Source organism: Desulfobulbaceae bacterium DB1, from assembly GCA_001914235.1.
Classification (GTDB): domain Bacteria; phylum Desulfobacterota; class Desulfobulbia; order Desulfobulbales; family SURF-16; genus DB1.
In genome coordinates, this window is the sequence record MQUF01000014.1 from 197,290 (window position 1) to 218,959 (window position 21,670).

The following is a 21,670-nucleotide window of genomic DNA, read 5'->3' on the forward strand; positions in this document are numbered from 1 at the left end:
TCCCATCATGCAGGTTGTTTTACTTTCCCTCGGCCCCGGCTTGCCGCTGCTGATCGCACTCGGACTCATGTGGAGCCCGCTGCGTAAAAAGGCGTATGGCCTGGTGCCTTTGGCCGCGTTGCCTGCCCTTTTTGCCGCTCTCGCCGGTCCGTCACAGGCGGCGGTGGCGGTTCCCTGGTTTTTCATGGGCGGCATGATGGGCCTTGACCCCATCGGTCGAACCTTTCTTTTCTTCACGGCTCTTCTTTGGCTGGCCGCCGCTCTCTTCAGTCGTGGCTCCCTGGCGAATGACCACAAACGGTATCGCTGTTCCGGCTATTTTCTTGTGACCATGAGCGGCAACTTCGGCCTCATCCTGGCCCAGGAATTTCTGGGGTTTTACCTCTTTTTTTCCCTGATGAGTTTTGCCGCCTATGGTCTTGTCGTGCACAGGGAAACCCGTGAGGCATTCCGGGCCGGACGAATCTATCTGGTACTGACGGTGCTGGGTGAAGTGATGCTTTTTGTCGCCCTGCTGCTCATTGTCCGCCATTCAGGCAGCAGTGCCTTTGTTGATCTGCGTTCCGGGGGCAGCGGCACACTTCTGTTTACCTTATTATTCGTCGGTTTCGGTATCAAGGCGGGAGCCCTGCCGCTTCATGTCTGGTTGCCGCTGGCCCATCCCGTTGCCCCGGCCCCGGCCAGCGCCGTTTTGAGCGGGGCGATGATCAAGGCCGGGCTGCTTGGCTGGATCCGTTTTCTTCCCCATGACGCAATTGGGGCGCCCGCGTGGGGGGCGATCTTTGTTGTCGGCGGGCTTTCAGCCGTCGTCTATGGGGTCGTGGTTGGGTTGACCCAGAAAAATGCCAAGACGGTGCTTGCCTATTCCAGCATCAGCCAGATGGGATTCATGGCGATCATGGTCGGCTGCGGCTTGCGCTCGCCGGAAAACTGGGCCCCTGCCGCAGCCGGAGCCGCGCTGTATGCATTGCATCATGGCCTGGCCAAGGGGTGTCTCTTTCTCGGCGCCGGTCTGGCGACGGCGGAGAAGGGAAAAGAGGGGATGGCGCCCTGGTGGCTCATTGCCGGGTTGTGGTTGGCGTCCCTGGCACTTGCGGGTTTGCCGTTTACCAGCGGGGCAATCGCCAAAAGCGTGCTCAAGGAGGTGGCGGCCGGGGTGCCCGGACCGCTGCATGATGTCATCTCGTTATTTCTGCCGATCGGCGCCGCCTGCACCATGGCGCTTCTGGTTCATTTTCTCGACCTTGCCGGCGCAACAAAGGGGGATGGCCTCCACGGCAAAGGGATGATGCGGTTTGCTTGGGCCCTGCTGCTTGTTGCCGTGGCAGTGGGCATGTGGTTGTGGCCGGGAAGTTCCGATCATGCGGTTCATTCCCTTGCCGCCGAGTCTGTGTGGGCGGGATTGTGGCCGATAGTGCTGGGTGTCTGCGGCGGCATGATCTGGGCGCGCCTGGGCAGGGAATCTCGTGTAAGACGGCTTTTGTTCGTGCCGCCGGGCGACATTCTTGAATTCTTCGAATGGTTGGGGGTGAGGGGCGAAGGGATGCGCCCGCCGACACGGATAGCCGGCAAAAGGCATGCGGTTCGGCCGGCTCCGTGGCCGCGCAGGGCATGGCTTGCTCTTCACCTGCCGGCAAGGGCGGGCAGGACGGAAAAGGTATTGCAGCGCTGGGCAGTGGTGGGAAGTCTCTATCTGCTCGTCTTTTTAGTGCTGTTTTGTTTTTTTTCAGGAGGATTGCGCGGCTTTTTGTGACATGTCATGGAGAGGTGCGTTTTATTGTTCTGCCGCTGCCGGTTCTTCTCCCTCTATTTCCGGCAGGTATTCCTCTTCCGGGTAAGCATTGTCCCCTTCAGCCTCGAGATGGGCTTCGCCTTCAGCGGATTCGGGCACAACTTCTTCGTCATAGGTGTCCGGGACATATTCTTCTTCCTCCCCCTCCACCGCCTCTTCTTCTCCCGTCATTTCGGGCAGATATTCCTCTTCTCCCGGGACACCTTCCGCCTCGTCCATAAGGGCGGCTTCCTCTTCCGGGGCGGGAACATACTCGTCCTGTTCCACGGGTTCGGCGGATTCGTAGGGGAGTTGCTCACTTTCTTCGAACTGCCCGGCATCGTTATCAAAGGAAAAAAGTGGAGTGGGATGCAAAAAAAGGAGTGCGGCGCAAAAGGCGAGGGCAGCGTGAAGTCTCTGTTTCTTTTTCATGGTTATCCCCACAGGTAAAGGAAAATCAAAGAAAAGGTCATGAAGAAATATACAATGATTTTTTTTTCAAGGCTCGTAATTTTTGCCGGACCGACAAAAGAGACCACGCCGATACTGGTGCAAATCCGGTTGCCGGGATGGCAGCAACGGTTTTTTCTTGCATTTGCCGTTGCATTGTCATAGCACTAGGGTATCAATAAGGTATGCATTGAAAAACGACATAAGGGAGGTTGAGCGGCGTGGATTTTTCCGTAAAAAAAGTGCTGGTCTGTTTTTTTGCCGTGTTTGTGCTTGGCCCCGGCAGCCCGTCCGCCGCCAGGGCGGGGGATGACTGTTCGCAATTGATTGTCGGCCGCTGCGAGGCATGTCATTATACCACCAGGATTTGTGAAAAACTCGGCCTCAAGAGCAGAAGTTCCTGGAAAAGGACCGTCAATAACATGGTCCGTTACGGCGCCAAGCTGACCGCTGATGAAATGAAACAAGTGGTCCGCTGCCTGAGCGAGCCCGCCGATGATATTGCTCGTCTGTGCCGGAAATAGAGAGCTGCCCGCAGGCACGAGAATTAGAACCGTTTTTTTTGAAATTTCGCCCAGTTTACTGTGTGAACACTTTCGTTAAACTTCAGCATTCCAACCTTTCTGCCAGTAACTGCCATGTCTCCTAAAACAGCTTCAAAAATAGCCCTGCTGCTCTGTCTCTTCAGCATTTCAGCGATCTTTCTCGCCATGACCCGCCAGTTCCTCATGGCCATTTTCATGGCAGGGATCTTTGCCGCCCTGACCACCCCTCTTTACCGGCGCCTGCTTGTTCCCTGCCGGGGAAAACGGGCCTTGGCGTCTCTTCTCACCATCATGGTCGTCGCCTGTCTCTTCCTGCTGCCCTTCACCGGACTCATCGGGGTGGTTGTGGCCCAGGCCATCAATGTCAGCGAGTCCGTCACCCCATGGGTCCAGGCTTTTCTCAAGCAGCCGAGCGCCTTATCGGACTACCAGGACAAAATCCCCTACCATGAGCTGCTCCTCCCCTACCGGGACGTGATCATCGAGAAACTGGGCATCCTGGTGGGCAACGCTTCGACCCTGCTCATCGATTCGCTGTCGTCCATGACCATGATGACGGTCAATGCCGCCCTCACCTCCATCATCATGCTGTATACCATGTTTTATTTTCTCATTGACGGCCATAAGCTGCTGGACAGAATCCTTTTTTACCTCCCCCTTGAGGACCGGGAGGAACGACTCCTGCTGCAACGATTCACCTCTGTCGCCAAGGCGACAATCAAGGGAACCCTGATCATCGGCATCATCCAGGGAGCCCTCTGCGGCATCGGTTTTGCCCTGGCCGGCATCCAGAGTCCCGTGTTCTGGGGCACTCTCATGGCCTTTCTGTCCATCATCCCCAGCGTCGGCACGGCGATTATCTGGCTGCCGGCCCTCATCATTCTGGTGCTGCTGGGAGATATACCCGGCGCCGTTGTTCTCGGCATCGTCTGCGGCGGCATTGCCGGCAATGCCGATAATCTGCTGCGGCCGCGACTCGTCGGCAGCGACACCCAAATGCACGACCTCTTTGTCCTCTTCGGCACCCTTGGCGGCATCTCCATGTTCGGCCTCATCGGCATCATGGTGGGGCCTATCCTTGCCGCCCTGTTTGTGACAATATGGGAGATCTATGGAGAATCCTTCCGGGAGTTTCTGCCGGAGGTGGGGCCTTCCCGGCGGCATTCGGAAGAGACATTTCCCGCCAAGGGGGAAAGCTCGCCGCCGGATTGCGCCGGAGACGGGGAAAAAAAATAGTCCGGCATGCCGCCGAGACCGCTCTCCCGGGGATTTCGGCGAGTTGCGGTCTTGTCAGTCCTCCCCATCCTTGAGCTGCTCAAAATTGAAATTAAACAGCAGGCAGTCTTCCTCGCTTTCAAAATAGATGCGGTAGGGCAGGGTTTTGAGGATGTGGAGCATGGCGTCATTGATTTTCAGCACCTCGCCGTTAAAGCCCATCACCCCTTTTTCCCTGGCAACGTCGATGAGTTTCATCGTCATGTAACGGGTCAGGCCTTTGTTGCGGTAGTCCCGGCGGACCGTGAAGGCGATTTCCGCCTGATTGAGGGAGCGGTTCAGGTAATAGGAGCCGATGGCGACAATCTGTTGGCGCTCGTCCGTGCCGACAATCCCCACCAGGGCAAAGGTGGTTTCATAGTCCACATTGACGTTTGACTGGGTCTCCTGATGGGAAAAGGCGTTTCTGGGTGAAAAGAAGCGGAGCTTTCTGTCCGTCTGGTCGAGCGCATAATAAAATTCCTGCAGCATGCGTTCATCCGTCGGTTTCACCGGGCGGAAGAAGATGAAGGATTTGTCCTTGCCTTCAAAAAACCATTCGTATTTTTCCGGATAAACGACAACCACTCCGTCTTTTGTCTGGGGCAGCATCTGGTCCTGGTAGATGTAACGGAGCTTTTTCGCCTCGTCCAGCAGCTGTTTTCTGAATTTGGGATGGGCGATGCCGATCATCTGCATCACCCGGTCGCGGATGCTTTTGCCGTGCAGATAGGCCACTCCCCATTCGGTGACCACATAATGCACGTCACTGCGGGGGATGACCACCCCGGAACCGGGATCAAGGGTGGCGACGATCCGGGAAGTCTCTCCGTCGTGGGTGATGCTGGGCAGGCAGATGATCGGTTTGCCCCCATGGGACAGGGCCGCCCCCCGGGTAAAATCGAGCTGGCCGCCCACGCCGCTGTAAAAGGTGACGCCGATGCTGTCGGAATTGACCTGGCCGGTAAGGGAAACGGACAGGGCGGCATTGATGGAGACCATCTTGGTGTTCTGGGCGATGTTGACGACGTTGTTGATCCGCGAGGTCGGATGAAACTCGATAAAGGGATTGTGGTTGACGTAGTCGTAAAGTTTGGCGCTGCCCATGACGAACGAGGTCATGACATGGGGATGTATGTTCCTTTGGCAGTTCACCCGGCCGGATTCCACCAGATCAATGACCGAATCGGACAAAACCTCGCTGAAAATGGCGAGGTCGTTTTTGTCGTCAAGGTGGCGGAGCACCGCGTTGGGGATGGCGCCGATGCCCATTTGCAGGGTGGAGCCGTTTTCAATCAGCCGGGCGCAGTAAGCGCCGATTTTTTCCGTGACCTGGTCCGGCTGCGGATAGGAAAACTGGAGCAGCGGCGCGTTGTGGTAAAAATAATAATCGACATCGGTAAAGCGGACAAAGGAATCGCCGCTGGTGCGCGGCATCCGGTCGTTGATCTGGGCGATAACGATTTTGGCGCATTCAAAGGCGGTACGGTTGATGTCGACGTTGATGCCCAGCGAACAGAAGCCGTATCGGTCCGGCGGGCTGAGCTGCAGCAGGGCGACATCGATGCGCAGCCGCCCTGAGGCGAGCAGCTTCGGGATGTCGGAAAGGGAGATGGGGATGTAATCGGCCTTGCCCTCGTTCACCGCCTGGCGGATGGACTGGCCGACAAACAGGGCCTGGTGCCGGAACAGGGAAGGTTCCCGCTCATCAAAGAAGATGTTGTCCGACAGGGTCAGGAAGTGGACGATCTCGCAATCGGTGAATTGAATCTTCCGCAGGACCAGCTGTTCGGCGAGGACGGTCGGTTCACTGCATCCGGAGCCGAGAAAGATGCGCGATCCCGGTTTGATGATACGGGTGATATCCGCCGGGGCAATTTCCTTGTGCATGTCGTTTGTCGTTTGGTTGGCTGAGAAATGTTGGAATTTCATCATGTTGTCCTGCTGTTTTCATGTTCGCACGGACCGGGGAGAAAAGTCAAGATGAGAAGGCAAAGAGGGGGCAAGAGTTTTTTTCTTGACCTGCGCGGGGCCTTCCGCATAGCATGAAGGTGTGGGGTTTGCGACCTCGCAAGGAAGTATCAGGTTGTCCGGTTTCCTTTGGGGAGGGCACCGGGGCAGCGAGCAAAATGGAGGGTCGTTGCGTTACCGGATGGTGCCGGCCAAGGCAACAATTGGAAATGACAAGCAGTTTCACTCCTTTCGTCCAGAAAGCTCCGTCAACCGGGATTGGTGACGGAGTTTTTTGTTTTTTTGAAGCGGAAACAAGGGAGATGGTCGGATACTTGGGTTTTTTCTTATGACTCAGGAGGGCGCATGGACAGACGGCAATTCATCAAGGATATTTTTCTCTGGTCGGCCGGGGCATCACTCGCTGTTCCCCATTTTCGTATTCTGCCGAGCGCCCTTGCCGCGGAAAAGCCGCCGGCCCTTCTTTCGCTGGCCCGGGGCGAGGATTATGCCGCCCTGGTCGCGCAGGTGCTGGCCCCTCTCGGCGGCATTGAAAATTTTGTCCGGCCGGGGGACAAGGTGGTGATCAAGCCGAATATCGGTTGGGACCGCAGCCCGGAACAGGCGGCCAACACCCATCCGCTGGTGGTCAAGGCCCTGGCTGCCCAAGCCTTGCAAGCCGGGGCGGAAAAGGTGCTCGTTTTTGACCGGACCTGCAACGAGGAAAGGCGCTGCTATGTCAACAGCGGCATCGAAAAGGCGATCCGGGAGCTTGACGATAAGCGGGTCCGGATTGAACATGTTGACCGCCGTAAATTCGTGCCGATAAAAATCAGCCGGGGAAAATCCCTTTCCGAGTGGGAGATTTATAAGGATGCCCTGGACTGCGACTGCTATATCAACGTGCCGGTGGCCAAGCATCACGGGCTTTCCCGTCTCACCCTGGGGTTGAAAAACAGCATGGGGGTGCTCGGCGGCAACCGCGGTTCCCTGCATCAGAACCTGGGGCAGAACCTGGCGGACCTGGCAACCGTCATCCGGCCAAAGCTGACGGTCATCGACGCCACCCGCATTCTTTTGCGCAGCGGCCCCCAGGGCGGCGATCTCAAGGATGTGAAAAAAACCGACACCCTTCTTGCCTCAGCCGATCCGGTGGCGGCCGATGCCTATGCGACAACCCTGTTTGATCTGAAACCGGATGCGATTGAATCCACCCTGGCGGCTTACAAAATGGGGCTGGGCGAAATGGATCTTGATAAGATTCAGGTGCTCACCGCCTGATGAGCTCTCCCGGCAAGCGTATTCCCGTCTATGTCTGGCGCCGCTTCGGCCAGTCGCTGTTTTTCGCGTTTTTTCTTTTTCTTTTTATCAAGACCGATTACTCCGGTTCGGATGAGCTGACTTACGCCGTCAACATCCTGTTTCGCATTGACCCCCTGCTGGCCTTTTGCGCCTGGCTCGCCGGCAAGGCCGTGATCGCCCTCATGCTGCCGGCGCTCATCACCCTTGGCCTGACTTTTGTCTTTGGCCGTTTTTTCTGCGGCTGGGTCTGCCCCATGGGGACTTTGATCGACGGCAGCCGTTTTCTTTTTCCGCACGGCCGGCAAAATTTCAGCCCCGCCTGGCGGCGGCTGAAATATTACCTGCTTTTTTTTCTGCTTGTCGCCTCGTTCGCCGGTCTGCCGCTTGCCGGCTATGTCGATCCGTTTTCGCTTCTGGTGCGCGGTCTGACCTTTGCGGTGCACCCGGCCCTGGACCATGCCCTTACCTCTTTTTTTACCTTCACCTATCAGCAGGGCCCGGATTGGTTGAATGCGCTGACCGAACCCGTCTACGAGATTTTGAAAAAGCATATCCTGCCTTTCCGGCCCAAGGTCTACGCCCTGTCGATTTTTTCTTCCTTGCTGCTGTCGGCTGTTATCGGCCTGAGCCTGCTTGAGCGCAGATTTTTCTGCAGGAATGTCTGCCCGCTGGGCGGCCTGCTGGCCCTGGTCGCTCGTTTTTCCCCGTTCAGATTGCAGGGTGGATCGACCGAGTGCGGCAAATGCCGGCAATGCCGGAAAGTCTGCCGCATGGGGGCCATTGACGAGGAAAGAAATATCGCAGGGGCGGACTGTACCCTTTGCCTTGATTGTCTGGAATTTTGCCCGGCCGGACGCATTCATTTCACCTGGACCGGCAGGCGCAATGCCGTCCAGCCGACCGGTATTACCAGACGCGCCTTTGTCGCCACGGTGGCCACCGGTTTTCTTGCCCCCCTGGTTTTGCCCTCCCGGACCCTTGCCCGCCGGGCCGATTCCGCCCTGATCCGGCCGCCCGGCGCATTGGCGGAAAAGGAGTTTCTCGGCCGCTGCGTCAGGTGCGGCGAATGCATGAAGGTCTGCATCGGCAACGCGCTGCATGCCGCCTGGCTGGAGGGCGGTTTCGAAGGGGTGTTCACTCCCCGGCTTGCCGGTCGCATCGGCTACTGCGAGTATAACTGCACCCTGTGCGGCCAGGTTTGTCCCACCGGCGCCATCAGCAAGCTGAGCGTGAGTGAAAAACATGCAACCATCATCGGCCGGGCCTTTTTTGATAAAAACCGATGTCTGCCTTACGCCAAGGGCATCCCCTGCATTGTCTGCGAGGAGCATTGCCCGACTCCCGATAAGGCGATCAAGTTCCGTGAGTCCCCGGTGATGAACAGCCGTGGGGAGGTGGTGGTCGTACGGCAGCCCTATGTCATTGATGAGTTGTGCATCGGCTGCGGCATCTGTGAAAACAAATGTCCCTTATCCGGGGAATCCGCGGTTATTGTCACTTCGGAGGGGGAAAGCCGACATGCCGGGTATGCAGGGGCAGACGGTTATTAGTTTTTCCTTTCATCCGGAGAGGATCATTGTCTTCCGAAACGGCATTGACAGGGGCCGGCAATTTGTCTATGTTGCTCATATTGAATTTGTATTCATTTCCTTGTGCGGTTAATCCTCCTTTTCTTTTCCTTTTTTTATGACCAAACTGATCAGAAAAATTCTGGTTGTTGATAACAATAAGGTTGTGCTGCGTCTGATGGCCCACATGCTCGAGGAAATGGGCTATGCGGTGCGCACCGCAATCGACGGGCTCAGTGCGATAGATGTGCTGGCCGATTTTCAGGCGGATGTGATTTTCGTCGATCTGGTCATGCCGAAAATCAGCGGGGAAAAACTCTGCCGGATTTTACGCAGCATGCCGGAACAGCGGAATGCCTATATCGCCATCTTTTCCGCCATTGCGGCGGAGGAACAGATCGATTACCAGGCGTTCGGCGCTGATGCCTGTATTGCCAAGGGCCCCTTCAAAGAGCTGCGGGAACATGTGCGAACCGTTCTCGATCGCGCCGCGGGCGCCGGAAAACAGGCTTCTCCGTCACGGGAAATTATCGGTTCGGACAGGATTTTTGAACGGGAGATAACCAAGGAATTGCTGTCATCCAAGCGTCACTTCGAGATCGCCTTGGACCGGATTTCCGATGCGTTTCTGGAGTTGACGCCGGAGGGGAAGGTGGTTTATGCCAATGCCGCAGCCTGCCGGTTGTTCGGTCTCAGTGAAGAAAAGCTGCTTTCCGCTCTTTTTACGGATTTTTTTTCGCCGGAACAGCGCGGCACGGTCCGCAAACTCGTGACTGATATTGATGTCGAGACCCTTTCCACCGGCGAAGACGAGCCGCTTTGTGTCGGGGGAAGGCAGGTTCTGCTCGACGTGGCGGCGGTCAACGAAACCAGTCAGCGCTTTATCGTTGTCGTGATGCGCGACATTACTCCGCGCAAGCAGGTGGAGGAAGAGCTGCGCCATCAGCAGGAAAACCTTGAGAAGCTGGTTGCCGAACGGACGGTCGCCCTGATTGAGGCGAACACCAAGCTGCAGCGGGATATTGTCGAACGCCAGAAGCTCTATGATCAGAAGGAGGAACTTATCCGTGAACTGCAGGATGCCCTGGCCAAGGTCAAGACCTTGAGCGGCTTTCTGCCCATCTGTTCCTCCTGCAAGAAGATTCGCGATGACAAGGGCTACTGGCAGCAGCTTGAGGCCTATCTCGGCAAGCACTCAGGGACTGAATTCAGCCACAGTGTCTGTCCGGAATGCATGAAAAAGCTCTATCCCGAGCTGGATGAAAAATGATGCGCCGGAATTGACGGCAGGCGAATGAACTATTTTATTGGGGCCGACTCCAAAAGTTGATCTATGGATTATCTGGATTATCGCAACGATTGTTGAAAAGGATTTAAAGACGTAAGGTTGCGTCTTCGCGAAGCCGAAAGAGGGGGCCGTTTCGGTTTCGTCTGCACTCCGGAGCAGGCAATGAAAATGGAACGGGTGGTGGTTTGCGCCGACGGTCGCATCGTTGAAAGGTGGAAGACCCTTGAAGGGGTGCGGATGGTGGTTGAAAAAACCTGATTCGCGTCGCGCCTGCAGCCCCTGCCCGGACGACGACCTACTGGATTTTCATCGTCTCATCTTCGTCAAAGACATGGCGTACCCCGTGGGTATGCTCCATCTCCGCCATTTTCCGCAGCACTTCTTCTTTGGGGATGCCCAGGGTATCGGCAATGGCCTTGATATCGTAACAGGGTTCGCCGTCCGCGGTATAGCCGGTGGGCCGCAGTTCCGGATAACAGGCGCTGGTCGCGGTATGCGAGGCCTGTCCCAGCAGTTCCCGGATATGGACGGGGCCGTAAAGCAGAAGCCACTCCACCGCCTCGGACCAGGTGTCGCTGTCGATGGTCCTGTTTTCAAGCACCGCCAGGGCCATTTCCAGGTCCCATGATTTTTTGAAATCGTTCATTGTCGCACCTTTCCGCTAATGATATCATTGCACTGATGGGAACTTTTTCCATTGTAACCATCTCCTTAAGAGAAATCAACTCGTTGGAGCTTTCATTTGTTTCGGCGCTTCTTTTTCTTTTTATTTCAGTCAATTAGGGTTGTGATATGAAAAATGATAAACCCGTGGAACCGCGCATGGCCTGCCGGGTGTCTTCTCTTGCCGTTTTCTTCTGGTGCACTTTCCTGGCGGGGCTTTTATTTTGCCAATCCGCTGCCGCCTCCCAACCGCTGCGGCTTGATCTTTCCGTTACCTTTGACCTTGATCGCCATGCCCTGCAGGGGGTTGCCCGTTTCAGCCATGCCGGGGGCGACGAGCTGAAGCTGCGTGTCGGCGATCTTGCAGTGGATGATCTGCGTATTGACGGCGCGAAGACGGCACCGCCGATAACCGATGGACTGCTTGTTCTGGCCGCCGCGCCGCAACCGCAGGCCGTGGAAATAACCTTCAGCAAGGAGTTTGCCGCCGATCGGTCGGCTGATTCCATGATCGACCGACGGGGAATCGTCCTGCTTGATGCCTGGTATCCTTTGCCCCTGGCCGAAAGCGAGGTGCGCCTGAGCGCCGAGATCCCGGCTGATTTTTATGCGGTTTCCGAGGCGGATGACATGACATACACCGAACAGGGAACGACAAAAAAGGTATCGTTTCGTTTTGCCCATCCCCTGCCTTTTGTGCATTTTGTCGCCGGACCTTATGAATTACGGGAGGAGGTGCTGCCGGGCGGCACCATTCTCGCCACCTATTTTTTTCCGGAGGATCGCGAGTTTGCCGGCCTGTACGGCGCCAAGACCAAGGAATACCTGGCCCGTTATGAGAAGCTGATCGGACCTTACCCCTATAAACGTTACAGCGTCGTGGAAAATCGTCTGCCCACCGGTTTTGCCATGCCGACCTTTACCCTGCTCGGCCAGAGCGTTGTGCGGTTGCCTTTTATCACGGAAACATCCCTTGGCCATGAAGTGCTGCACTCCTGGTTCGGCAATGCGGTGGGGGTTGATCACGGACAGGGCAACTGGTGCGAAGGGTTGACGACCTATCTTGCCGACCAGGCCTTTGCCGGGGACAAGGGGGAAGGGGTGGACTTCCGCAAGGGGCAGCTGGTCAAATACCAGAGCGTGGTGGCACACGACAATGCTTCGGCGGTGCCCGATTTTCAGGATGCCGGCGATTACGGCACAATCAGCCTGGCGACCCGGGCAATCGGGTACAACAAGGTGAGCATGATATTTCACATGCTGCGGCAGCGGCTGGGTGATGACATTTTCTTTGCCGCATTGCGCAATTTTTATGAAGAAAAGAAATTTCAACGGGCGTCCTGGGATGACCTGCGCCGGCATTTTGCCCAGGCGAGCGGCAAGGATCTCACCGTTTTTTTTGATCAGTGGCTTAATCGGCCGGATGTGCCGGGTCTGTCCGTCGACAAGGGCAGACTTGAAGTGAAGGACGGCAATCCCGAACTGCGCTTTGAACTGGTGCAGGAAGGGGATATTCCTTATCAGCTGACCGTCCCGGTCAGGATAAAGGCGGGCAAGGAAATCATTGACCGCAATATTGAGGTCACCGGCGGGCGGACGCCGGTGACGTTCAGTTTCACCACCATGCCGTCCGAGCTGGTCATTGATCCGGATTACAACCTGATGCGGCGTCTTGCCGCCGACGAACTGCCTTCCGTCTGGTCGCGTTTCCAGGGCGGGGCGGAGAAACTTGCCGTCATGGCCGCCGGAGAAGAGGAGAAATTCGCCTCTTTTCAACCGCTTCTTGCGGAAATGAATTGCCCCGTGGTCCCGGAGGCGGAGCTGGACGAAAAGGAGTTGTCCGGCAAGAATATTCTGTTGCTCGGCACCGGTTCCAAAGCGGGCCGTGGCCTGTTCGCCGTCCCGGCGCTTCCGGCGCAAGGTTTCAGCCTGGAAGTCCGGGAAAATCCCCTGTCTCCCGGCCTGGTCGCCGTGCTGGTTGCGGCGGAAAGCCGCGCGGAGGTGGAGGCGGCCGTGCACAAGCTGCGCCATTACGGCAAATATAGTTATCTTCACTTTGTCGGCGGGAAGATTGCCGACAAAAGAATCACCGAGTCGGAAAGCGGCCGGATCTATCTGCTTGATCAGCCTCCCAGGGGCGCGGCGGTGGAAAAGAGTCTCGGTTTTGATGAGATCATGGACCGCATTGCCCGCAGTCGGGTGGTGTATGTGGGCGAGACCCATGTCAACCAGGCTGATCATCTGTTGCAGTACCGGGTGCTGCAGGCGCTGCATGAGCGCAACCCGAATCTGGCCGTCGGCATGGAGATGTTCAACCGCGGCGTGCAGCAGGCCATTGATGCCTATGTCGCGGGGGAGATCGATGAACGCCGCTTTCTGAAGGATGCCCGCTATTTCAAGAACTGGGGCTATGATTACCGTTTTTATCGGGACATCCTGCAGTTCGCCCGGGCAAACAAGCTGCCGGTGGTGGCCTTGAATCTTGACAAGGATGTGGTCAGTGCCACCTTCAAGGAAGAGGGGATCGCCGGGTTGTCGGAAGAAATCAGGAAAACCCTGCCCCAGGAACGGGATCTTGCCATGGCCGGCTACCGCGAACGGCTCGCCGGCGTTTTTCAGAACCACAGCGGGCCGCACTTCAACGAGCAGAAGATGACAAATTTTGTCCAGGCCCAGGTCCTGTGGGATGAAACCATGGCGGAAACCGTTGCCGATTTTCTGAAAAAAAATCCCGAGACCACAATGGTGGTCATTGCAGGCTCCGGCCATGTGGTGAAGGAGAATGCGATTCCGCCCCGGGTGGCGCGGCGCATTGACGTTGCCCAGTCCGTTGTCGCCAATGTCCGGGAAGGGGAGCTTGCGCCGGAAGAAGCTGATTATGTTTTCTTCTCAAATCCGGTTGAGCTGCCGCCCGCGCCCATGCTTGGGGTCATGCTGGAGGAGAAGGACGGCGGCGTCGTTATTGCCGGATTTTCTCCCCATGGCGGGGCGGAAAAGGCGCGGCTCAAAAAGGATGACGTGATTCTGGCGGTGGACGGGCATGAAATCGCCACAGTGGACGATATCAAAATCACCCTGCTCTACAAAAAGCATGGAGACATTGTCAAGGTCAAGGTGCGCAGGCCTGTTTTGCTGCTGCCGGATGCAACGCTCGATTTTGAAGTCGAGATTTGACGCAGGGAAGTGGAAAAAAATATTTTTCCCGCCGGAAATCAGGCAGTATCGAAAACTGTTTGTGTTATAATGTTTTATAATTGAAAAATTGAATGATTGTCGCAAACCCGAATTGATGTTGTTGGCCCTCTTTCAGGCCGTTGTTGCATAATAATGTCGTCTCCGGAATAAGGAAACGGCATAAGAAGCCGTAATGAAACCGTCAAAACAGCGGTGATTTTTTTCGAACGGCTCCTGAAAATGATGAGGAAAAAAGAAAATGACAAACCTGCTCACCGGTGCGAATTTCCCCTCGCCCACCACCCGCGAAAGCGACATCCTGACGGCGGAACTGGAAAAGATCCTTGCTGAAGATCTGCACAGCGATCTTTTCGCCATGCTGGCCATGTATCAGAAGATTCTCGCTGATAACAAAAAGCGGGACGCCTGGCCCGCCATCCATAAAAAGCTGGAGACCCTTTTTAAATGCGGGAAGCCGGTGGCCCTGGATGGTCCCATGATCGGCATTCCCGTTTCCATTCGCGACAGTGATTATTTCAAGGACACCGTTGCCCATCTGGGGGAGGATCGCTCCCGCATTGCCTCGATAGAATGGATGGCCACCGCCTGGAATCTCACCTTTGCCGACACCGGTCTCTGGATGGGCAAGACCTTTGAGCCGGTGGCGCGGGAGGTGGTTGCTGAAAAGTGCGGTCATGACGCGGAGGTGCTGGGTCACTATGACCCCGCCGTCACCCGCATCGGCCGGAATTTCTTCCGGGAACCGGCGGATCCGGATCTGCTGCAGAGTCTCGGCATACCGCTCCTTACCGAAGTATGGCGTCTTGCCGAACGGCCCACCGTATCCGGACAGGAGCTTTTCGGCGGCTCGTTCCGCCGGAAAAATCTGGAAAAAGAAAAACTGATCCCTTACAACAGAACCGGCGGCGTCTTTCTTTGTAACTTCGGCACCTCGGTCGTTGCCGAGATGAACGGTAAAAAGGTGTATCAGCTCAATTACCGCTGGCCGAAGCTCAATCCCGCCTATCCCATGACCCGGCTTGTCGACGAACTGGTGCAGATCGGCGACGGCATTTATCTGGGCCAGCTTATCTATGCCACCCGTCATTACAGTTACGGCAGCCTGCGCCTGCCCTGCTGCCCGGACCTGCCCGATATTCCCCTGGGAGAGCCCTACAGCCCCTCGCTGCATGGCCTCGGCCGGGCGGTGCACAGGGTGCTTGCCGGGGGAGATGACTATTACGGTTATCAGAATAACGGCTATTTCCTGATGATGGACCCGGATCATGCCGAACGGGTTTACGCGGACGACGTCTTCCCGCAACTGCGGCCGCGGCCGGGAGAAAGCGGCTACGACGAACTCGGCTACGGCCGCAAGCAGGCTGCGGCCAATCGGTCGAGCGGGTCGCCGCAAGCACGGACCGTAGACTGGGTCAACGGCTGGCAAGACAATCCGGAACTGCGCCGTAAATTCACCACCATGATCACCGAACCGTCGCCAAAGGGAGCGGCGGACGGCGATGTGCGGCAGCTGCTGCGCGACAACGAATCGGTTCTGCAGATGCTGCAGCGTCTCAGCCGTGATATCTCCGCCCAGAGCAGCTATGATGACCATTTGGTTCATTTTGAGCCCCTGCACCGGCTGTTCCGGGCCGGAGTTCCGCCGGTGGTAAAGGACGGTGTTTTTCAGGGAAGCGGCGCAAAGGGCTGCAATATCCGGGTGGACAGCGCGGAAACCCATGACTGGTATGGTTGCCGTGAACAAAGCCGCGGGTTTGACTATTATCATGGGGCAAATCTCAATCTCCATCTTGGTTTTCGCGATACCTTTCTGCCCGATACCCAGGCCCGTTTCGACAAGAGCATGCTTTTTCCCGGCAGTCTGGCCGATACCATCGGCAACGGTAAAATTCCTGCCGTCAATCTGCTCAACATGGCCTGGCACAGCATCGGCAAATATATCTTTCCCTGGGCAGGCAAATCCTTTGAACGGATCAGCGGCCGGCGGCTCAGCATGCTGCTTGACGAATCAGCCGATCTGGCGGCACGTTATCCGGAAAGGGTCAGGGAGCTGAAAAGCCATGCGGCCAGCGCCCCCCATTATGATCTGGTGGTGAAAAACGCCCAAGGCCGCTGGGAGACGGAAGGTCCGTATGCGAAATATCTCAAAAGCGGCTCCTGGGATCAGGGCATGTCCGATGCGGACAAGAAGTTCTGGGAAGAGGAGGCGGCCGGTTCCTGGGTTTACGGCAACAATATTCAGGACGCCCGCATCGTTAATTTCGATGCCCTGCTGCGTGTCATTGACATGAATTACCGTATTCCCGATCCCTCCCTGCAGGCGGTCGTTGATCAAGGACCGTCGCCTTTTGCGCGGCAGGGCTATATCTTTCTCGGGGTTGCCGATCGGGAATCAATCCTGCCCTTGACCAACGGCCCGGAAAGGAAGAAAAAGGTCTTCCAGTTCCATTACCGCTACCCCATGATCGGCGGCCCGGTTCCCATCGGTTTCTGCCTGGATCAGCTGGTGGAAATCGCCGACGGGCTTTTTCTCGGTCAGCTCATTTATGCCACGGCCCTGCATATCCCCTATCATTCGTCGGTCGACCCCGCTGACTACGGATACCAGCTGTTCGGTTATTTTCTGCTGCTTGATGACGACTGGCAGCGTCATCGCCTGGCAATCAGGCTTGATACCCTGGACTGCCGTATGACCTGATTCCACGTTGCAAGCAAAGGAGGCGCTCCATGACCGCAATCACGCTCCCGGATATTTCGCTTTCGGAATATACCCTCGACACCCTGCCGCGTTTGCAGGAGCTGCGGCAAAAGTCATTTGCCGACAAAACCGAGATCTGTATCGAACGGGCCCGCTGTGTCACCGAGTATCTGCGCAAGTATGATAATCCGCAGGATACGCCGGAACTGCGGCAGGCCAAAAAAACAGCTTATTTCCTCGAAAACAAGGATGCGGTCTTCCACGACCGCAACCTGCTGGCCGGTACCACCACCAGCAAACGCCTCGGCGCCCCGCTGTTTCCCGAGTTTTTCGCCCTGACCCTGTGGCCGGAGCTTGACACGGTGAGCAAGAGGGAAAAAAATCCCCAGCGTTTATCCCCTCGTGATGCGGCAGAACTCAATTTCAAGATTTTTCCCTACTGGATGGACAAAAACGTCCTGGAGCTGGTGCGCCGCCAGTTCCATAACCCCCAGTGCCTGCAGCTTTTTGAAAGCCTGGTTTTTTTCATCGCCGGCAAGGCGGGTTGTGTTTCCCACTGTGTGCCGAACTACGGCATGATGCTGGAAAAAGGGCTGGTCGGCCTGATCGAGATTGCCCGGGACAAGGAGGCGGCGCTGGCCGGAAACAACGAACCGGAGGCACGGCGCGCGGCATCTTTTTATCACGCGGTGCGGATCAGTTTGAAGGGGATCATGCAGTACGCCGAAAACCTGGCGGACAAGGCCGAGGCCCTGGCTGGAATGTGTCGGGACGCCACGGCCGGGCAGGAATTTCTGGATATCGCCGCGGTGTGCCGACGGGTACCGTCACTGCCCGCCCGCACATTCCGCGAGGCGGTCAATGCCGTCTGGATCTGCCAGGTGGGGATCCACGCGGAAAACATCAACATGGCCATGAGTCCGGGCAGGCTCGATCAGGTTCTCTCCCCCTATTACCGCAAGGACATGGATGAAGGCCGGCTTGATGTTGGTCGGGCCATTGAACTCATCGGCTGCCTGTGGCTCAAAATTGCCGATAATGTGGTGATGGTGCCCGAGGCGTCGGAGGAGATGTTCGGCGGTGCCGGCACCGTGCCGGCCATCACCCTGGGCGGGGTTGATGCGGATGGCGAGGATGCGGTCAATGATCTCACCTATATCATGCTTCGGGTCACCGAACTGCTGCGCACCCGCGATCCCAACGTCAACGCCCGCTACCATTGCGACAAGAATCCCAAGGAGTATATGGACCGGGTGTCCGAGGTGATTTTAAACACCAAGGCGGTGCCCGCCGTGTTCAATGATGTCGCCAATATCTCGGTGCTGACCGGACAAAAGGAGACGCCGGCACATGCCCGTGACTATGCGGTCATCGGCTGTGTCGAGCTGGCCAGCTCCGGCCGTGATTATCCGGCATCAAGCTCGATCATGCTCAATCTGGCGGCAGTCATGGAGATGGCCCTTTTCAGCGGTAAACGACCGATCACCGGCGACCGGCAGATCGGACCGCCCACCCCGCCGCCCGAGACCCTGCAAAGCTTTGCGGAGTTCTGGGAGGTGTTCAAGACCCAACTCGACTGGCTGATCACCCAGGCCATCCAGCTCAATGAGTATCTGGGTGCCGTGCACCAGCAGATGATGCCGAGTCCGCTGCTTTCCGCCCTGTTTGAAGGACCGCTGGACAAGGGCCGTGATCTCATCCGGGGCGGCGCCCTGTATAACTCCTCCGGCGCCACCCATATCGGTTTTGCCGATGTGGTCGACTCGCTTAATGCCGTTGAAAAGGTCGTTTTCATCGATCGGAAATACGGTTTTGCCGAGCTGGTAAAGGCATTGCGGGAAAATTTCCAGGGCGTGCAGTATGAAAAGATGCGTTTGTATCTGAAAAACCGGGCTCCCAAGTACGGCACCGAGGATCCCATTGCCCGCAAGAACGCCCGGAACATCGTTCGTCACCTCTTTGAGCTGTATCAGGCCCATACCAATTATCGGGGCGGTCCCTACCGCCCGGCATTCTGGACCATGACCAATCATGCCGGGCTGGGAGGCATCAGCGGCGCCATGCCCAACGGTCGCAAGGCCGGAGAATTGTTTGCCAGCGGCATGACCCCGGTGTCCGGCGCCGCGCCCCAGCTCACCGCCTGCCTGAACGCCGTGGCCGAGTTGGGCGGCAAATATGTGCCGGGCTGCTGGGCCCTGAACCTCAAGTATACGCCGGAAGAAGATGTACAGGCGACCACGACCCATTTTTCTCATACGGTGGAGGCCTATTTCCGCGCCGGCGGCCAGCAGGTGCAGTTCAACATCATGACTTATGAAATGCTGCGTGATGCCAAGAAGCATCCGGAAAAGTACCCGGAGCTGATGGTCCGTGTGTCCGGATACTCCGCCTATTTCAAGGATCTCAATGAGATGATGCAGGATGAGCTGATCACCAGGACGCAGTATGACCTGATGAGCGGCGAGGCCGTGCCCTTTCCGTTGGGCTGATTTCCCCTTGGACTGACGCGGATACCATTTGGCGAGGAGCAACCACCATGGAAAATACCATACAGAACGCTTTGACCGACAAGCTTTTTGCCCGATTGCAGGACTGTTTCGAGTCCGAAGCGGCGGAGGAGTTTCTCGAGGTTCTGCTGAACCTGATGCGGGTGATTTTTCTCATCAATCCGGAGTACCGGGCCAATATCAAGGGCTTTACCGGGCGATACCAGTTTCGGAGCCTTGACGGGGAGGTGACCATGGCCGCCCTGTTCACCAACGGCAAAATGGAGATCAGGGAAAAGATGATCGTCAACCCCCACATCACCGTCACCTTCCGTAACGGTCGCGCCCTGCTGGATTTTCTGATATCGCCCCGCCAGGATATCCTGGGCTCCATGCTGCGCAATGACGTGAAAACCGAGGGGAATCTCAATTATCTTTATAAATTCGGTTATATGGCGAAAAAGCTGCAATTGATGATGCCGCAGCTGTGAAGACGGCCCTCATCGGAGACATCGGCAGACACCGGATCGGCGACGGACCTGGCATTCGCACGGTGGTTTTTTTCAAGGGCTGCCCGCTGCATTGCCCCTGGTGTCATAATCCGGAGTTCATCGCACCGCGGGCCGAGCTTGCCTTGTACCCGAATCGCTGCATCATGTGCGGCGACTGCGTTGATATCTGCCCGCAACGGGCCATCAAGAAAAACGGCGTGATCGAGGTGGACCGGTCTGCCTGCGACTGCTGCGGCCAATGCGCGGCGATCTGTCCCGCCGGCGCCCTGGCCATTGTCGGCGCGGCATGGTCGGTGGAGCAACTCATTGATGTCCTGTTGCGGGATCTCCTTTATTATCAGGTTTCCGGTGGCGGGGTGACCCTGTCGGGCGGCGAGCCGACCATGCAGATGGAGTTTGCCGGCAAACTTTTGCAACGGCTGCGGCAGGAGCATATACACACGGCCATCGAAACCAGCGGTTTTTTCCGCTGGGACGATTTCGCCGCCCAGCTCCTGCCCTGGCTTGATCTGGTTCTCTTTGACCTGAAACCGGTGGACAGCCGCAGGCACGCAAAAGTAACGGGCCGGGGCAATGAAAAGATTCTTGAAAATCTGGAAAAAATCGTGCGGGGCGGGCATGACGTCGTGGTCCGCATTCCCTTGATTCCGGGCTTTACGGCGGACAGGGAAAACCTCGTTGGCCTTGCGGCGGAAATGAAAAGGATCGGCGTGCAAAAGTGTTCGTTGCTGGCCTATCATGCCCTGGGGAAATCAAAGGCGGCCGCTGTCGGCAGAGTGGTCGACCCGTCACTGCCGGACAAGCAAATGACGCGCGCCGAGGTTGACGGCCGGCAACGATATTTCACGGAGTTTGAGTTGATTTCATAACCGGCGGAAGGGTTGGCGAAATAATTTGAATGAGGAGAAGGAGGAGAAACCATGCAGATAGATTTCCACCACGGAACCACCTATGTTGCCGCGCGACTGGCGGGCTTTGACCGGAAGGAGGCCGGAATTGTCGCCCATGCGGCCCAGTACGTGGATGACGCCACCAGCAGCGGAGTGGTTCATTTCAACAACAAGTCGATTTATCATCGTCTCTGCACCGCTCATAAAACCCTGGATCCCCGCAATTCCATCGAGCTGAACAATCATCTTGTCTGGATTCCTTTTCATTTTCTGCCCGGCAACGGCGGGAAAAATGCCGATGAAAACGGCGATCTGTCCTTTGTGGAAAAAATAGTCTGCCGCCCCGGCAACGATAATCCCATTGCCCGGCAATTGCTGCGGGAGGTGATCAGTGAAAAAGGCCACCTGTGCAGCCTGCACCGGCTGGGGCTGACCATGCATGTTTATGCCGATACCTGGGCGCATCAGAATTTCGCCGGGGTTGAGGATAAAATCAATGAAGTCGACCATGCGGTGGACAAGGGCAAGTCCGGCGTTTTCAGCGAGTTCGGCAAGGTGTTCCACGACTGGCTGGATGACACTCTGCCTGCCCTGGGCCATGCCCGCGCCAATGTCTTTCCGGACATGCCCTTTTTGGATTGGGAGTATACGAATGCGGCGAAAGAAAAAGTCAGGCGTAACAATACGGATCTGTTCTGCACGGCGGCTGATGAAATGTGCAAGGCCATGCAGCGTTACAGGGTGTCTGATCCGGACGCCGACGTGCCGGGAATCCCGGCTCGCGACATGAACAAAATCCAGGATCTCTTCAGCACGCTGAAGGAGGTGGATGGCGGGAAAAGACACTACCGGTGGCTGATGGAGATCAGGGATGGCGCCTTTTCCTTCGGCAAGGACCCGGATGTGGATTATGTCGACAAGGGCGCGGACTCCTGGAAGGAAAAGGCCCTCGGCACCAGCAACATCATTCCCAGGTATCCGTATCGTAAATCATTTTTGAAAAGCGATTGGAAGCTTTTTCATGACGCGGCCAAGGTTCATGCCGTTTATCTCATCAATGAACTGCTGCCGGAATATGGTGTCTGCGCCGGATGAAAC

At 56.7% G+C, this 21,670-nt stretch carries 15 protein-coding genes; 12 read left to right on the forward strand and 3 right to left on the reverse strand.

The annotated features are described in order from the left end of the window. Positions 1–7: 7 nt before the first annotated feature. Complete coding sequence (locus tag BM485_12610) at positions 8–1,753, forward strand: hypothetical protein (protein ID OKY74675.1); 1,746 nt, start codon at positions 8–10, stop codon at positions 1,751–1,753. A gap of 21 nt (positions 1,754–1,774) precedes the next feature. On the opposite strand, the gene BM485_12615 is transcribed toward BM485_12610, so the two are convergent. Then, positions 1,775–2,203 carry a hypothetical protein gene (locus BM485_12615; GenBank protein ID OKY74676.1) on the reverse strand — a complete coding sequence of 143 codons (429 nt, stop codon included), beginning with the start codon at positions 2,201–2,203 and terminating at the stop codon, positions 1,775–1,777. Between the two features lie 239 nt (positions 2,204–2,442). Here BM485_12615 and BM485_12620 point away from each other — a divergent pair, with 239 nt between their 5' ends. Both BM485_12620 and BM485_12625 read left to right on the forward strand, forming a co-directional pair. Further along, positions 2,443–2,745: a hypothetical protein gene (locus tag BM485_12620; protein OKY74677.1), complete on the forward strand. Its 303-nt coding sequence runs from the start codon at positions 2,443–2,445 to the stop codon at positions 2,743–2,745. Between the two features lie 114 nt (positions 2,746–2,859). Beyond that, positions 2,860–4,002 carry an AI-2E family transporter gene (locus BM485_12625; protein OKY74678.1) on the forward strand — a complete coding sequence of 381 codons (1,143 nt, stop codon included), beginning with the start codon at positions 2,860–2,862 and terminating at the stop codon, positions 4,000–4,002. A gap of 54 nt (positions 4,003–4,056) precedes the next feature. Here BM485_12625 and BM485_12630 read toward each other — a convergent pair whose 3' ends face one another. Next, positions 4,057–5,910, reverse strand: a complete 1,854-nt coding sequence (locus BM485_12630; GenBank protein ID OKY74800.1) for a hypothetical protein — start codon at positions 5,908–5,910, stop codon at positions 4,057–4,059. A 426-nt stretch (positions 5,911–6,336) separates the two neighbouring features. Here BM485_12630 and BM485_12635 point away from each other — a divergent pair, with 426 nt between their 5' ends. The 3 genes from BM485_12635 to BM485_12645 all read left to right on the forward strand — a co-directional run bounded on the left by BM485_12635 (position 6,337) and on the right by BM485_12645 (position 10,110). Beyond that, positions 6,337–7,251, forward strand: coding sequence for a cytoplasmic protein (locus tag BM485_12635; protein OKY74679.1), 915 nt, complete (start codon positions 6,337–6,339; stop codon positions 7,249–7,251). After that, positions 7,251–8,822, forward strand: a complete 1,572-nt coding sequence (locus tag BM485_12640; protein ID OKY74680.1) for a hypothetical protein — start codon at positions 7,251–7,253, stop codon at positions 8,820–8,822. Before BM485_12635 ends, BM485_12640 begins: the two co-directional genes overlap by 1 nt. A 136-nt stretch (positions 8,823–8,958) precedes the next feature. Then, a complete protein-coding gene (locus tag BM485_12645) occupies positions 8,959–10,110 on the forward strand; it encodes a hypothetical protein (protein OKY74681.1) in 1,152 nt (383 codons plus the stop codon). Between the two features lie 313 nt (positions 10,111–10,423). Here the strand turns inward: BM485_12645 and BM485_12650 are convergent, their stop codons facing one another. Continuing rightward, the gene (locus tag BM485_12650; GenBank protein OKY74682.1) at positions 10,424–10,774 is read right to left on the reverse strand and encodes a hypothetical protein; all 351 of its coding nucleotides are present in this window, start codon (positions 10,772–10,774) and stop codon (positions 10,424–10,426) included. A gap of 146 nt (positions 10,775–10,920) precedes the next feature. On the opposite strand from BM485_12650, the gene BM485_12655 reads away from it, so the two are divergent. The 6 genes from BM485_12655 to BM485_12680 all read left to right on the forward strand — a co-directional run bounded on the left by BM485_12655 (position 10,921) and on the right by BM485_12680 (position 21,667). Continuing rightward, positions 10,921–13,965: a hypothetical protein gene (locus tag BM485_12655; GenBank protein ID OKY74683.1), complete on the forward strand. Its 3,045-nt coding sequence runs from the start codon at positions 10,921–10,923 to the stop codon at positions 13,963–13,965. Positions 13,966–14,224: 259 nt separating this feature from the next. Next, positions 14,225–16,684, forward strand: a complete 2,460-nt coding sequence (locus tag BM485_12660) for a hypothetical protein (GenBank protein ID OKY74684.1) — start codon at positions 14,225–14,227, stop codon at positions 16,682–16,684. A gap of 29 nt (positions 16,685–16,713) precedes the next feature. Continuing rightward, positions 16,714–19,173 (forward strand): hypothetical protein, encoded by a 2,460-nt coding sequence (locus BM485_12665; GenBank protein OKY74685.1) that lies wholly within the window; start codon positions 16,714–16,716, stop codon positions 19,171–19,173. Positions 19,174–19,220: 47 nt separating this feature from the next. Beyond that, on the forward strand, positions 19,221–19,661 hold the full coding sequence (locus BM485_12670) for a hypothetical protein (GenBank protein OKY74686.1): 441 nt from the start codon (positions 19,221–19,223) through the stop codon (positions 19,659–19,661). After that, the gene (locus tag BM485_12675) at positions 19,640–20,551 is read left to right on the forward strand and encodes a hypothetical protein (protein OKY74687.1); all 912 of its coding nucleotides are present in this window, start codon (positions 19,640–19,642) and stop codon (positions 20,549–20,551) included. Before BM485_12670 ends, BM485_12675 begins: the two co-directional genes overlap by 22 nt. A gap of 51 nt (positions 20,552–20,602) precedes the next feature. Further along, a complete protein-coding gene (locus BM485_12680) occupies positions 20,603–21,667 on the forward strand; it encodes a hypothetical protein (GenBank protein OKY74688.1) in 1,065 nt (354 codons plus the stop codon). The last annotated feature ends 3 nt before the right edge of the window (positions 21,668–21,670 follow it).